The following is a 15,161-nucleotide window of genomic DNA, read 5'->3' on the forward strand; positions in this document are numbered from 1 at the left end:
TCTCGCTATTGGCAACCCCAATAACAACGGTATCAAACAGCTGGCAAGCGCGCTCTACCAAATCAATATGTCCGCGTGTGATAGGGTCAAACGTGCCAGGATAAACAATACGTTTCATAAATCACCGATGGGTCTGTGGGCCGGAAATGGTAGCGAATATAGGCGGAGGTAACAAGGTGATACTGATTGGAGCGCGATATGACTAATCTCGCAACGTAATTAAAGACTCCGTCATGGCCGATTCACACAGTACTAATTTACAAACCCCTTAATCCCCGACTCACGCCGTACTAAATCAAAACCTCGTCATCCCCGACCCCGATCGGGGATCCATATGAGCATAGCGAATGCCTTTGATTTTAACGAAGTGCGCCCCAGCACAAAGCCCAAATACTATAGGCACCAATCAAGCTGGGGATGACTCAGCAGAGTAATATCTAGCCCTATGGGTAGAAAAAGCAGAAAGCGCAGCCAGGGTGGAGCAACAAGGAACATTAACGGATACCCAGCCAGACCGGGTATCCGTTAAGAAAGGGTTTAGGACTTATCTGATTTATATTCGTATTGGTAATACCCGTAACCATACCCGTAACCATAGCCTGAAGCACGGCGCTCAACGGCATTTAATACAACGCCTTTAACCGTAATACCATTTTGCTCAAAGCGCTGTTTGGTTACTTCCAGCTCTTTAATGGGGTTCAAACCAAAGCGCGCAACAATCATCGTTACGCCACATTGGCGGCCTACAATCGCAGCATCGGTTACCGCCATAATCGGCGGAGTATCAACAATAATTAAATCGTACTGGCCGCTGACTGTTTTGAAAAGTTCAGTTAAACCCTTGCTCATCAATAATTCAGAGGGATTGGGCGGAATAGCGCCACGGGGCAATATAAATAGCTCGTTTATCTTGGTGGGTCTAATCACTTTTTGTAAGTCCACTCGCTTAGCCAAAACATCGGATACGCCATCCTCTGGGCCCATATCAAACATCTTGTGCATATAGCCTTTGCGCAAATCCATATCAATCAGCAGCACGCGCTGGCCGGCCTGCGCTACAACCGCAGCTAGATTACCAGACACAAACGATTTACCTACGTTGGGGCTTGGGCCAGAAATCATCATGATGTTGTTACTGGCTTCCAGCATGGCGAAGTGCAAGCTGGTGCGCAGGCTACGCAATGCTTCAATAGTAATATCGGTAGGATTGCGATGTGCCAGCAAAGCAGTCGGGTGTTGATTTTTCATTTTGCTTAGATTTTTCGCGGACCGACGGCTACCAGCGTCCAATTTACGCTGTTCGTCAGACAGAGGAATAGACGCGTAAACGGGTAAACCAATCGCCTCTATGTCGTCTGGGTTTTCAACTCCTTTATTTAATGCGGCTCGAAAGAATATTAATGTAACAGCTAGAAAAGCCCCAAGAATGCCACTAATCATAATAATTAACGACTTCTTTGGCTTTATTGGTGCCATGTTTGTCACGGCTTCGTCAATTATGCGGACATTGCCGACTGTGCCTGCTCTAACAATATCCAGTTCTTGAATATTGTTTAGCATTCGCGTATATATTTCAGTGCCCACTTCTACACTTCGTTTTAAGCCAAGCAATTTTTGTTGCGTTAATGGAAGACTTTTAATTCGCTCGTTAAATTCGGTTCTCCTCGAAACTTGCTCTTTTAATTGTCTTTTCCAAGCTTGGTATGCTGGGTGGTCCTCGGTGTAAAGTCGATCTAGCTCAAACTTTTCTAGTTGTAACTCGGCAATGCTCGATTCAATAGAAACTACTTGGTTTAATATCGAGCTCGCTTCGGCTGTTATATCGACTGAGCCTACGTCTACTTGATATTCGTTAAGTTTTTTCTCTGCTTTGACTAAGTCCGTCTTTAATAATGGAATCTGGTCTCGCAAAAATTCAAGACTATTCGCAGCTTGTGCAGATTGGCGCTCAATATTTTGGTGAACATACGTTTTGGCGATTACATTGAGAGTATTTTCAGCTCGGCTTGGGTCCGAATCTGCGAGCGATAACACGATTATGCCAGTGCGACTGCCCTTTTCAAAAACGGATAGCCTACCTTGAAGTCCAAGAATCGCACCTAGCCTAGCCTTTCGCCTTACAATAAATGACGTGTCGTCCCTGGCTTTTAACGTGGAAATAAAAATGGAGTAACCATTTTCGGTGATTTTTTCCCCTGTTACGCCTTTAAGTATAAATTTATCTTCGGTTGACGTTAACGTATAAGAGTTATCACCATTTGCGATTATTTTAAATGTATTATTATATTGCCTGGGTGGCACTTGAAATTCGTGGATTTCAATTTGCTCTCCTCCCCAGGCATAGCCGTCAATTCCCAAAAACGGTTTTGCAAGCCCGCTTTCAGTTGTTGGAAACTTGCTTGCTACTTTTTCCCCAATTATTGGGAAGTAAATTGGCGCTGCATACAGATCAAGCTTCAGTTTATCGACGGCAGCACCGATAATCCTCCGACTTTTTATTAATTCGATCTCAGTTTGTGACGACGAGTCACCGCCAAGTGTGTCTGTTATTTCGGTCATTCCAGGCAATGTTCTGGATTTCTCTTCGACTTGGATCATTGTGTTCGAAAGGAATATCGGCGTTAAAAATGTCGCGTGAATAAAGCCAATTACTGAAAAAGATATTGTAGAGAATAATATAAAAAATTTGCGCTCCCATAGTTTTAATAGCAGCGGAAGGATATCAACCTCCTCTCCTGGACGCACATGCGAGTTGGGGGGAGTAGTAGTTTCTTTTTGCGTGGCCATAAGTCTTTAGTACCAATATAAATTTAATTTTTCTAAATGAATTTTGACATATTATGGTCTGTGCTTAGTTGGTACCAATTCGATCGCTCACCGATATAGATGGTAGTAATTGGGATAAAAATCGGTTCCAGCGTGCTATAGGTGCGGCCGAGACGTAGACAACATCGCGCGCCTCCAGTGGAAACTTGTCTGCCAACATAAAGCCTACTGCACTCGAGGCATTTAAATGGTAGATGGTAGCATTATACACAGGCAGTCCGTCTGCACCGTTTGTTACCCCCATGTTTCTCAGTACATAAATTCCTCGCCCGTCAGCGCGGTTTTCGTCTATGCCTTTTGCTTCTGCTAGAGCCTCAGCTAAGCTGATCCCGGTTTGCGGCATGACTAAGCCTGATGGAGATCGAACCTCCCCGAGTACAAAAATCTTTTCTGCATCATTCCGAGAGATATGAATTAGGTCGCCATTTTGCAGTAGTATATTTTGAGCCCAGCGCCCTTCTTGGTACAGCGATTTTAAGGAAATATTGCTGCTAATATCATTTCGCGTAAGCGTGATGTTGTCGGGAGATGCATCGTTACTTAGCCCTCCAAGCGTTGTTATAGCATCTATAAGAGTGAGGGGAGTAGTTGTTATAGGAATGATGCCGGGCTGCATTACCGAGCCGCTTACATATACTTTTTGGCTGTTAAAGGAAGCCACGCGGACATCAATCTGAGGATTTTTGATGACTGAACTAAGTTTGTTTTCAAGTAAAGATTTAACCTCATTCGTTGTTAAACCGGCTACTGGGAGGTCTCCAGCGTAGGGATAAAATACCGATCCATCGGCCTTAACTTCGTTGCCACCTTCTGATGCTGTTCTATACGAACCGGCGGGAATAGTTAATTCTGGATGCTCCCACACAGTAATAGTCAACACGTCGCCTGGTCCGATGCGGTATTCATAAGCCATAAGCAATTGTTTTAACCCATTACTTGGCGGTATGGTGCGTGGCTGCTCAATATTAAGATGGCTCAACAGCGTCGCATTAATAGGAATGAAGTTGGTGTTGGTGGTGGCCGGAGTGTAATTCTCTGGTGTGTCATCAAACCATCTTGAATTAAAAGAGTTCATGCTGCTGCCTGGGACAATAGTGCAGGCAGAAGTAGCAGCGATTAACACCGCTAACGCCGAGGCTTTAATCATATTCATGCAGAAAAATCCATTACAACAGTCATTATTTAGCGGTTAACAAAGGCGAGATTCGTAACAAGTGGAGCATTTAAGGAAAGATTTGCGGAGCGGTTTACCTCCACCCATGTTTCATGCCAAGACATATACTACCATCCTTGAAACATTTTTTCGAAGTCGCATTTAAGGTATAGCCACGTGCAGGCGGTGCTAATCATATCGGCATAGCATAAATCCTGCCAGCGCTCTTTCTGTGTACTAATAGCGCAAACCGAGTCACCCGGACAGCAAAAGTGGGGCAATCAACCATTATTTCGTCTTTTTTTACTTGCTTGGGGTTTTTCGAGATTAATGCGGTAGGTACTTTAAATGCCACTATTTAAGTTGTTTTGGGCTTAACTTAAACCCATCCCCCCCCGGCTCGCGTACATATCTGAATCTCTTTAGTCCCAAGGCTCCTTGCGCATCTCTAAATCCCCGCTATCCCTAACTGCTAAGAACCTAAGTCCAAGCCTCGTCATTCTTTACCTCTTTAAGTATCGTTATCCCTGACCCATGTTAGAGAAGCGAATGCTTTTGATCTTTAAAGGCCCAAAACCAAAAGCCATGGAAGTGTCGTTATTTTTACCAAAGCACTTACTAACAGGAGCCCGAAACCAATGGATCCAAGTCAAGCTGGGGATGACGAAGGTATGGGGCCTTATACTTGGCTCTCAAAGTTTAAGCCTCTGCATTGTTATCCCGGGCTCCGATCGGGGATCCACATGAGTGAAGCGAATGCTCTATGACCGTCCAAATACTCAAGGCTAAAAACACCCTCACTATTAACGGCAAGCCACCAAAACCTTGGCCTATTAATTGCTAGCAACGAATAGCTAAGAGCCTATGTGATAACCCCTGCAATCAACACTCACCTGTAATAAAGGTTCAGTATAATGCGCGGCAACCCGACTTATTGACGGTTAAATACTCATGGGGGCACTTGGAATCCGCACTTAATTGGCGCAACATTGCGCGCTTGGTGCAATTAGCTGAGCAGATGTAGTGCGAAACTCGATTTTGGAGCTAAACCTTAATACCTCAAATGTTAGTGTTCAATTGGTGTTAGGTTTTTGAACCAGTAGCTTGATGTTATAGAAAGCCGTCAACGGATTGCCAGCCTTCGATCTTATAGTTAAATATTAAATTCCTTAGCAAAGGGGGTGTTGTGAACTCGGAGCAGCTAAATGTCAAAAATACAATGCAGGCCGGTGGTTTTATTCGCCAGCACCAATCCATGCTCATTGGGATGCATCAGCTTACAGATGTGCTCTTAATCTGGGGGTTTTTAGCTGTACTGGTCAATCTCGCGGGTGTGAGTTGGGAAATATGCTACCAAGTTGCCGCCTTTGTCAGCTCGCTTTGCTACCACATCTGTGCTCATAAAAACGGTCTATATTTCTCTTGGCGCGGCCAGTCGATAATAAATGAAGTAAAAACTGTTTTTATCACGTGGCTAGTGGTGATGGGCGCATTGCTCTGCGTTGTCTTTGTTTTTGAGTTAAGCGAAGCCTATGGCGGTGGAGTTATGGTGGCGTGGTCTTTGGCCGTGCCTGCCGCTATTAGCTTTTACCGTGTATCCGCTAGAATCGTTTTGCGAGAAATGCGCCGTGCGGGTATTAATGCGCGGAAAGTTGCCATTGTTGGGGCTAAAGAGCCAGGCGTTACCTTGGCGCAAAGTATATTGCAGAGCCCGTGGATGGGCATGAATATTGCCGGCTTCTATGATAACCGAGTCAGTGTTGGCAGCCGTCCTTTAGAAAAAGAAAAGCTTCAAGTATTGGGTGATATTGAGTTTTTAAAAGAGCAGGCGCGGGCTGGCGAGTTTGACGACATTTATATTGCGTTGCCGATGCGAGAAGAAGAAACGATCAAAGACTTAGTCGAGTACCTTGCAAACAGCTCTTGCTGCGTTCACATAGTTCCAGATGTCTTTACCTTTAAAATGTTAAATGCACGCAGTCGAGAAATTGGTGGTCTGCCTGTAGTTAGTATTTATGACACCCCATTTGACTCATTTGATGCAGTTGCCAAGCGTCTAGAGGATGTTGTCCTCAGCTCGATTATCCTGTGCATCATTGTGATACCAATGTTGTTGATTGCTGTAGCCGTAAAGTTGAGCTCCAAAGGCCCCGTGATATTCAAGCAGTGCCGTTATGGTATTAACGGGGAGGAAATTATGGTTTGGAAGTTTCGCTCGATGACTGCTTGCGATAACGGCGATGTGGTAGTGCAGGCAACTAAGGGGGATGCGCGCATTACAAAGGTGGGTGCGTTTCTTCGTAAGTCCTCGCTTGATGAGCTTCCTCAGTTCATAAATGTATTGCAGGGTCAAATGAGCATTGTTGGTCCTCGTCCGCACGCCATAGCTCACAATGAGCTGTATCGTGATCAAATTAGCGGTTATATGCAGCGTCATTTGGTCAGGCCGGGCATAACTGGCTGGGCGCAGGTAAATGGTTGGCGCGGTGAGACGGATACGATTCAAAAAATGGAAAAGCGTATTGAGTTTGATTTGTACTATATTCGAAATTGGTCAATATTATTTGATCTTAGAATAATTTTTGTGACGTTTTTTAAAGGGTTTGTATCGCCCTTTGCCTATTAGTATTTAGAGCGAAGCTTCTTATAATAAGTGGTGTTAGTTTAACTTAATATTAAATTTTGATTTGTTGGTTCGTGCTCTATTCAAGACAAAGTCTCCTAATCTTAACTTGACAGTACGTCATGTTGTCTTTGGATATAAGCAATTAATATGTTCTGTTTTGAGAGGTCTTGCTATTTAGATTGACGTTACCATACTGACAAATCTGTGCTTGTGATAGGGGGTTATCGCTGGCCGGTCGATTGATTAGTGAGAACTTCTTTCCATTGAGCTAGGCGTTTTTATAGTTGATGAATGCTCAGTCGTTACTTGTGTTGAAATTTATCCGAAGTAAACGTATTCAACTGAGAAGCTATTTGTGAAAGGTGCCACCGCTGATTACGTTTTGTGTCTATACCTGTTGAAAGTCTCCTAAGCAGGACATTGTCTAACAGTGTTGGTTAACTAAATTAAGTTTCGTGCATTACATTTTATTGTTTAGAGTATTTTTGATATGAGCTTGTTATTACCCCTTGAGGATTCGCCGTATAGGCTGGATGAGTTTGGGCCTATTTTCATTCTGGGTTGCCCTCGGTCTGGCACTACGTTCTTATCAAAATGTCTTGCGGCAGTGGATGGACTTGAAGAATTTGTAGGTGTATTAGCTCCCCCTCGAATAATGCACCTTATAGGGTCTTGCGAAGATAAGCCCTATCAAAAAGAGCTTATGAATTGTATTCGTGACGTATTCTGGCAATCATTTTGGCGCCGCCGATACTATCGGCATGAGAGACTCCTTCAGCTTTTGCAGAAGAATATTTCAATTGCACAATTTATGGCTGCGCCAAGTATTGATGGGACCAAGTTTTGTTATAAAGAGCCGTTCTTGTGCTTTGCCGCTGAAGAATTTGCTAATTATTTCCCTAATGCTAGGTTCATTCACATTATTCGAGATGGTAGAGATAACGCGGACTCACTTGAAAGGACTTATCCTGACGCCCTATCTGATGAAGTTTTGAGCGATGGATTTCTTGCGGGAAACAAAAACTCGGAAATCGGTATGTATCGTGAGAATAACGGAGTTTGTGTTCCGTGGTGGGTTGCGAAAGGGTCTGAAGCGGAGTTTATTGAGCTACCTCAATATGGAAAATTTATCTGGATGTGGAAGGAGATGGTAGGGCGCGCGCGTAATGTAAAGGCGGTTGATAAGAGTCGTTATTTTGAGATCCGGTATGAGGATTTTGTTAAAGATCCAATGGAGTGGGCTGGAAGAATACTGAATTTTCTGGACGTGCCCATGAATGAGCGGGTTCGTAAAAAGCTGAAGTCAGCATTTGCATCTTCTATTGGGATAAGTCTTAACAATCAGAAGGAGTTGCAACGAGGGATTGCCCAAAAGGTGGCAGGTGAATTACTGGCTGAGCTAGGCTACACCGAATAGAGATTTTCTCACTCATAGTGGGTGGAGCGCAGTTACATACGCGTCACCGTATTAGAAGTGAAGGTCTAAGATATAATTATTAATTGATAGTTGTATCTTTGGCTCCAAAAATTAATGCGTTAGTTCGCGGAAGCGATTTATCTAAATAATTAGTCATTTTTAGAATAGATTAAAGAAGTCCGGTTTTTAATAGAAATTGCCAGTCAAGGCGGTGCGTTATTTCCTGATAATAAAGTTTTTTCGAAAATTAAGTTAGGATTTTTTGCGGTTTATATTCAATATTACCTGACTTTTTGTAGTACAAAATTCGATTGGAATATTCTAAAAGTTTTAAGAGGAGGGGGTGCTGAAAGTGAATATTCTATTTGTACTACAATGTCCGTGGGGTGCGGATATCGGAATTGCTAAAGTTCATTTAGATTTAAAAGAAGAGTATGAAAGATTAGGTCACGTGGTTGATGTGTTAGCCTATGATGATATTTATCCTAAAGGGCAATCAAAATTTACTGAACTGATCTCTCCGAAAATCTCATATATGTTGCATCGGAAGTTATGTGATATTTCAGGGAATTACGATGTAATAGACGCCAACTTTCAGTGTGTCCCCTACGATAAGCGGACATTCGGTTTCAAAGGATTGCTGGTGTTTCGCTCGCATGGCCTTCCTGATGTATATCGTAGAGCTGAGCAGGCTGCCGTCTATCAAAGAATGATCATGGGTGCGCCGAAACAACCTGTTCGGTTGAGAACGCGTTTTGGCAATATATATAGAGCTATTCAGAGGAAGCTAGGTCCAAAGGAGCTAGACGCGTCGTTACGTCATGCTGATTTAGTGCATTGTCTGAACTCCACGGAATACGAATACCTCCTTGAAATCGGAATCCAGAAAGATCACATCGTGCAGGTGCCTAATGGGGTGTCAGATAGATTTATCGAGGAAGTAAGTAAGCTGTCAGCTGAAAAAAGAGGCGCGGTAGTTTTTCTCGCTTCGTGGACACCGCGTAAGGGAATTCACGATCTCAATGCTATCCTTGCGGGCTTGCATGCTGGTGTTGGGGAGTTGAAGTTTAAGGTGCTTGGTTCAGGTTATAACCAAAATTACGTCTTTGAAACGTTGAATCCAGAGTTTCATGCATCCACTTTTGTAATGTCGCACTTCGTTACTAGCCAGCTTCAAAACCTGCTTACAGACTGTCGAGTGGGAATATTTCCAAGTTATATTGAGGGATTCGGTTTGGCTATAGTAGAGCAGCTCGCTTGCGGAGTGCCGGTCGTAGCTTACGACGTACCCGGCCCCCGTGATATTCTTCGCGAGTTAGATACATCGCTATTGGTTGAGGCTGGCGATATCGAAGCTATGGTTAGGAAAACTATAGAAATTCAGAGTATGCCAGAAGAAGCCTATCTCCGACTTAGCGATAGATGTAAAGCACACGCAAGACAATTCAAGGCGAGTCGAGTTGCGGGCTTGTTTCTTAAAAGCTACGAGCAGAAACTTCGATCATTAGTGAAAGCAAGCACGAATTCTCGTTCTGAACCAGAAGAGTCCCCTCATTCAAGGGCGTCAAAGTGACCATGTCGGCAGGCAATCGCAGGATCGTTGATAATACGATGATCCTCTACTCCAGAACATTGGTTACGATGGTCATAGGTTTTTTTACCGCTCGTATTGTGCTCGAAGAATTAGGTGCTGAAGATTATGGCATGTATTTTGTCGTTGGCGGAATAGTTGGTATGTTTTCGCTCTTGAATGGCTCAATGTCAGGGGCAACACAAAGATGGATCACATTTGCCCTGGGGAAAAATGATAGAGCGTTATTAAATAAGGTATTTGCGATAGGTATGACGGCGCAACTTGGTGTTCTATGTATAGCGGTAATTATATGTGAATCAATCGGGTTGTGGTATCTCGACTCCTATGCTGTTTTTCCACTCGAACGCAGTGATGCGGTTCGATGGGTTTTTCATATCTCAGTGGCGACGGTCGCGCTTCAGATGTTGAGCGTCCCATTTATTGGTGTCATTTCGGCGCATGAGCGTATGAGTGCTCTTGCATATATATCTATCGCAGATGCGGTACTGAGGTTGATTATTTGCTTTGTCTTACCTAGGGTTATAGGAGATAAACTTATAGTTTACGCTGGCTTGCTTTTTCTTGGTCAGGTTCTGCAATTCTTTCTCTTTCAGGTTTTTAGTCGGCTGAATTTTGAAGAGGCCCGGTTTAGATTCGGTTGGGATAAGAGTTTATTTAAAGATATGTGGCGCTTGGCATTTTGGTCATTGTCGGGGAATCTCGCCTTCATAAGTTACACGCAAGGATTGACAATGTTGATCAATCTTTTTTTTGGCCCGGCTACAAATGCTGCCGCCGGTATTGCTGGACAGGCCGCCAATATGGTGAATCAGTTTAGGGTTAATTTCCAGCAAGCGATGAATCCGCAAATCACCAAAACATTTGCGCAGAAGCAGTACTCTGCAATGGAAAATCTTGTAATTAGAAGCTCAAAATTTTCACAGTATCTCGTCTTAATTTTTGCAGTTCCCCTTTTTCTTGAGGCTCGATTCCTACTTGATTTTTGGCTTACAGACGTGCCGGACCACACGGTGGCATTTTTACGAATTGGTCTACTTGTTTCTATGGCAATGACTATTCGAGCGCCGCTTGTTACATCCGCTATGGCGAGCGGCGAGTTAAAAAAATACCAATTAGTCGTAATATCTATTTTGACGACGATATGTCCAGTTAGTTACGTCTTACTTTCTTTTGGAGCAAAACCTGAAGTGACTTCTATCGTACTGTTTTTGACTCTGTTGATTGCAACTGTGGCAAGTGCCTATATGCTTCAAGGAATGACGAAATTGAACTTTAGGCGATTTATGACTGAGGCAATGGGTACGGCTATTGTTATTACAGCACTAAGTTTTATTTTACCTGGGGCTGTTAATTGGAGTCTCGATGAGGGTTGGTTTCGAGTGTGTTTAGTTAGCGCTGTTGCAACTTGCTCAACGTCGATTCTGATCTACTTTGGCGGATTGCGAGGGAATGAAAAACGAGTTATTCGAGAGAGTTTTGAACATCGCTTTAGAAGACTGCTTTCGTAGGGCAAAGCTATAGCTCTTTGTCGTTACAGAATAGGGGCAGAGCGATCAGTGAGAATGAATTTTTTATGAATATCCTAAGTAAAATTAAAAGCTATAAATTACAGTTTTTGACAAGTAACTCGAGAGTAATAGTGGAACCGGGTGGGAAATTGGAGATCGGGAAAGGGGTCACGATTAAACGTAGTGTGGTTTATGTATGTAAGGGGACAACTTTACGTATTGGAGATAACTCACAAATTGTTGACAGTACAATATATCTTCGAAACATGGGTGCTACTCTTGATGTGGGCATGAATTGTTACGTTACAGGATATGAAATTGCTGTTTGGTCGGGTATTTGCACGGTAGGAAATTATACTATTCTCAAGCAGCCCAGTGGTCTTCGAAAGCCTGCTCTAGATATTAGTGGCAGCTTGTCCATTGGCACTCACAACCGAGTTAGTTGTGACGTCTGGGTGCGTTTTGGTGGGCGCGCAGTAATTGGTTCGCGAAATGCGATCAACCAAGGAACTGAACTTCGCTGCGATGAGTTGCTTCAAATAGGTGATTATAATCAAATCTCGTATGAATGTATTATTTGGGACACGAATACTCATTGTATGTATAACGCTGAGAAAAGGCGAGCGCTGACGGATGAGCAATACCCTGATTTCGGTGTCGAAACAGAAAAGCCGAAAACTAGTGCTGTCAGGATTGGCAGTGATTGTTGGATAGGGCGCAGAGCTGCAATACTTCGTGGGAGTAGCGTGGGGGACGGATGTGTAGTTGGCTTTGGGGCAGTGTTAATAGGGGTGGGGTGTGAACCCGGCACCACAGTAGTCAGTAAACCTAGCCTGACTACTTTTCCGAATAACTTTTGAGACCCAATATGAGAGACGTCTGGGTGAAGGCCTTGTTGGATATATGTGGGCCCGTTCTTGAGGCAGCATCTGAAGATCGCTTACGAGACTCGATGCTCGACTATGATGGTTGTAGCCAACAGAAATGTTTGGAAGCGGTTGGGCGTATAATCTGTGGTATTGGTCCTTGGCTAAATTTACCTGATGACGAATCGGCAGAGGGGTTTGCGCGTAATTCGTGTCGCTCAATGGCCGTTCAGGCTATTACGAACTTATTGGACACGACTGCCGGCGACTACTTAGATTTTGGCGCAAATAGACAGTCGCTTGTCGACGGAGCCTACTTGGCTCATGGTTTGCTGCGGTCTCCACAATTGTTGAGAGGTTTGTTACCCGCGACGCGAAAGAAACTAATCTTGGAGCTCGTAAAAACTCGCCGTATTATCCCACCAAATACTAACTGGTTGCTTTTTGCTTCGATAATAGAAGCGTTTCTACTCGATATTGGAGAGCCTGTTGATCAAAATAGGTTGAAATCTGGTGTCCGCAAATTTGTCCGCTATTTCTATGTTGGTGATGGCGTATATGGCGATGGGGCCCAGTTCCATCACGATTATTACAACAGTTTTGTTATCCATCCAATGCTATTCGACACATTAACTGTGATGACACAGCATGGCGTACCCGGAGCAGACGCGTTGATGGCGCGCCACTTGCCAAGATTTAGGAGATTTACTGAGGTGCAGGAGCGTTCGATATCTCCGGAGGGCGCATGGCCGGTAGTTGGTAGAACACTTGTATGCCGATTTGGTGCCTTTCACGCGCTCTCACATGCCGCGTTTAAAGAGCAGTTGTCAATGTCGCTAGTTCCTGCCCAAGTTCGATGCGCCTTGCACGCGGTGTTGCTAAGAAGTCTTTCTAGCGAATCGAATTTGGGGAAAAAAGGCTTTCTGACTATCGGCTTTAATGGTTGCCAGCGAGATATAGCAGAAGACTATGTGTCTTCTGGTAGCCCCTACCATTGCGCCACTTTCTTTGTTTCTTTGGGGCTTTCAAGTACCTCGCCATTCTGGGCTGATTCAGATAGCGAATGGACTTCCTTAAAGGCTTTTTCTGGCCACCAATTTCCGGTTGATGTTGCTTATGATGAGAATGAAAGTTTTCGCGAGATAGTAGAAAGACTTATATGGATTTTCGTGCAGCGAGTTAAGAATAAGAGTTTTTCGTGGTGGTTGCGATGAGTAATGTTAATTTTGCGCCGCTTGTTACGGTATGCATTCCGATGTTTAACGCGGAAAAATATATCAGAGAAACTTTCTCTCGGCTGAGTGAGCAGACCTATCCTAATATTGAGATAGTGGTAGTGGACGATCATTCGAGCGATGACTCACTGCAGTTGGTTAGCGAATATGAAGGTCCCCGATTTAAAGTTTTTTTGAATCCCGGCAAAGGAGCTTGTTCAGCAAGAAATCATGCGTTTCGTAAAGCATCTGGAAGCTATATCAAGTTCATGGACGTGGACGACTTCTGCAACAATACTCTGATAGAGCGTCAGATGGCCGCGTTGGTTGGTAAAACTAATCAAACCGTAGTTTTTTCTCCATTAAGGATGTTGTTTTCAGATGGTCGTTCAATTCTTCCGGAGAGGAAAATAGATCTAAATTTTGAACCCGCCATAGACTTACAGATCGCTATTTGGAATTTCGGTGGTTTTAACTGCCCCCATTGTTACTTAATGCATCGTGATCTAGTGGAAAAAGCTGACGGCTGGAATGAAGCATTATTAAAAAATCAAGATGGAGAATTTTTCGCACGGCTGCTTGCTAGTGCTGATAAGGCAATATCCGTTGCGGATGATTATGTAATATGGCGTCAAACAGGTGTTGGCATAAGCTCACAAGTTGGTTTGTGTGCGCTACGTTCAAAATTTGATTCTTATGTTGAAATTTCACGGGTCATTCTATCGAAATCTGATACGCCTTTTACAAGGGAGGTGTGTGCACGCTACATAGGCCTTTTTGTTTTCACGCAATATCCGCATATCAAGTCAATCATGCCAGATATTGAGATATTGTTGGCCGAAATTGGTGCGCCGCTAATTCTCCCGGATCGACGAGCACTCAAATTGCTTCGCCTTATTATTGGGTGGAAGCTGGCAGTTGAATTGATACATAAGTTTAACTTATAGAGATTTCTTTATGATTCCAAAGATCATACATTATTGTTGGTTCGGTGGTGCATCCAAATCAGTGCTGATAGAAAATTGTATTAAAACATGGAGGCAGCATTTTCCGGATTATGAAATTCGATGCTGGACCGAAAATGATTTTGATGTCAATAGCGTTGATTTTGTTAAGGAGGCATATGACAGAGGGAAATGGGCATTTGTTGCTGACTATGTCCGGCTTTATGCTTTGAATACTATCGGCGGAATTTACTTTGACACGGATGTGGAGGTCAAAAGGTGCTTCCCGGAAAGCTGGCGGGGTTATCGATTCTATAGCGCTGTTGAGCTTCATCCAGACCTTTTCTACCCTGCAGGAGAAGAAAAGCTCGATAGGAATTATCTGCCCAAAGTGGCGGGCACGGATATCAATGGCTTTAGTGTTTTTTCTGCTGTCATGGCTGCTGAGGCCGGACATCCATACGTAGTCGATTGTTTACAAAAATATCGTTCTATTAGTTTCATTGGAGACGATGGTACTCTGAATACTAAAAAATTCATTATCGGCGCCATCTTATCTGAAGTTGCTGAGAGTTACGGCTTTCGTTATCGAAATGAGCATCAGTCACTAGAGTCCGGCGTCGAGATTTTTCCCGCTGATGTTCTTGTCGGCAATACTGCGTTGTTAACCTCAGAGTCCTATGTGATTCACCATGTCAACGGAAGTTGGGTTGACCGGTCGGCGTATGGACAGTTCTTATACAAAATAAGAAACTGGCATCCTTGGCTATACCCATACATCGAGTTTATTTATAGAGTAGTCAGAAAATTAAAACGGGTCTTGAGGGGATTATGGCAGTAGGTAAAGTTTTGTCGGAGCTTAGGCTTTACAGCTGTAATTTTTGGGTTAATAGGATTCCAAGCCATATACTGCGCTTAAAGTTTTACAGCATGGTTATGGGCTTCAAAATTGGTCAAGGTAGTTCAATACTTATGGACTGTAGTTTTGATTCAAAAGGCGGCTTTCTACTTGG

General features: G+C 43.6%; 11 protein-coding genes. 8 read left to right on the forward strand and 3 right to left on the reverse strand.

Translation table 11 applies throughout. From position 1 onward, the window contains the following. From ACI955_RS09285 to ACI955_RS09295, 3 genes are all read right to left on the reverse strand, one after another. On the reverse strand, window positions 1-118 hold a 118-nt coding region (locus ACI955_RS09285; protein WP_415243558.1), incomplete at its 3' end, for an adenylyltransferase/cytidyltransferase family protein. Window positions 119-537: 419 nt separating this feature from the next. Continuing rightward, window positions 538-2,787, reverse strand: a complete 2,250-nt coding sequence (locus ACI955_RS09290) for a polysaccharide biosynthesis tyrosine autokinase (RefSeq protein WP_415243467.1) — start codon at window positions 2,785-2,787, stop codon at window positions 538-540. 64 nt (window positions 2,788-2,851) lie between these two features. Beyond that, a complete protein-coding gene (locus ACI955_RS09295) occupies window positions 2,852-3,979 on the reverse strand; it encodes a polysaccharide export protein (RefSeq protein ID WP_415243468.1) in 1,128 nt (375 codons plus the stop codon). Between the two features lie 1,186 nt (window positions 3,980-5,165). Here ACI955_RS09295 and ACI955_RS09300 point away from each other — a divergent pair. The 8 genes from ACI955_RS09300 (at window position 5,166) to ACI955_RS09335 (ending at window position 14,989) form a co-directional block, all read left to right on the forward strand. After that, on the forward strand, window positions 5,166-6,605 hold the full coding sequence (locus ACI955_RS09300) for an undecaprenyl-phosphate glucose phosphotransferase (RefSeq protein WP_415243469.1): 1,440 nt from the start codon (window positions 5,166-5,168) through the stop codon (window positions 6,603-6,605). A 490-nt stretch (window positions 6,606-7,095) separates the two neighbouring features. Beyond that, on the forward strand, window positions 7,096-8,022 hold the full coding sequence (locus tag ACI955_RS09305) for a sulfotransferase family protein (RefSeq protein WP_415243470.1): 927 nt from the start codon (window positions 7,096-7,098) through the stop codon (window positions 8,020-8,022). A 352-nt stretch (window positions 8,023-8,374) separates the two neighbouring features. Beyond that, complete coding sequence (locus ACI955_RS09310; protein ID WP_415243471.1) at window positions 8,375-9,595, forward strand: glycosyltransferase family 4 protein; 1,221 nt, start codon at window positions 8,375-8,377, stop codon at window positions 9,593-9,595. Then, the gene (locus tag ACI955_RS09315; protein ID WP_415243472.1) at window positions 9,592-11,124 is read left to right on the forward strand and encodes a hypothetical protein; all 1,533 of its coding nucleotides are present in this window, start codon (window positions 9,592-9,594) and stop codon (window positions 11,122-11,124) included. The genes ACI955_RS09310 and ACI955_RS09315 overlap by 4 nt, the downstream gene beginning before the upstream one ends. Window positions 11,125-11,189: 65 nt before the next feature. Next, entirely contained in the window at window positions 11,190-11,984 is a 795-nt protein-coding gene (locus tag ACI955_RS09320) for an acyltransferase (RefSeq protein WP_415243473.1), read from the forward strand. A gap of 8 nt (window positions 11,985-11,992) precedes the next feature. After that, complete coding sequence (locus ACI955_RS09325) at window positions 11,993-13,204, forward strand: DUF2264 domain-containing protein (RefSeq protein WP_415243474.1); 1,212 nt, start codon at window positions 11,993-11,995, stop codon at window positions 13,202-13,204. Next, window positions 13,201-14,151 carry a glycosyltransferase family 2 protein gene (locus ACI955_RS09330; protein WP_415243475.1) on the forward strand — a complete coding sequence of 317 codons (951 nt, stop codon included), beginning with the start codon at window positions 13,201-13,203 and terminating at the stop codon, window positions 14,149-14,151. Before ACI955_RS09325 ends, ACI955_RS09330 begins: the two co-directional genes overlap by 4 nt. A gap of 10 nt (window positions 14,152-14,161) precedes the next feature. Then, on the forward strand, window positions 14,162-14,989 hold the full coding sequence (locus ACI955_RS09335) for a glycosyltransferase family 32 protein (RefSeq protein ID WP_415243476.1): 828 nt from the start codon (window positions 14,162-14,164) through the stop codon (window positions 14,987-14,989). Window positions 14,990-15,161 lie beyond the last annotated feature (172 nt).

It is taken from the genome of Zhongshania sp., assembly GCF_047636175.1.
Taxonomy (GTDB): domain Bacteria; phylum Pseudomonadota; class Gammaproteobacteria; order Pseudomonadales; family Spongiibacteraceae; genus Spongiibacter.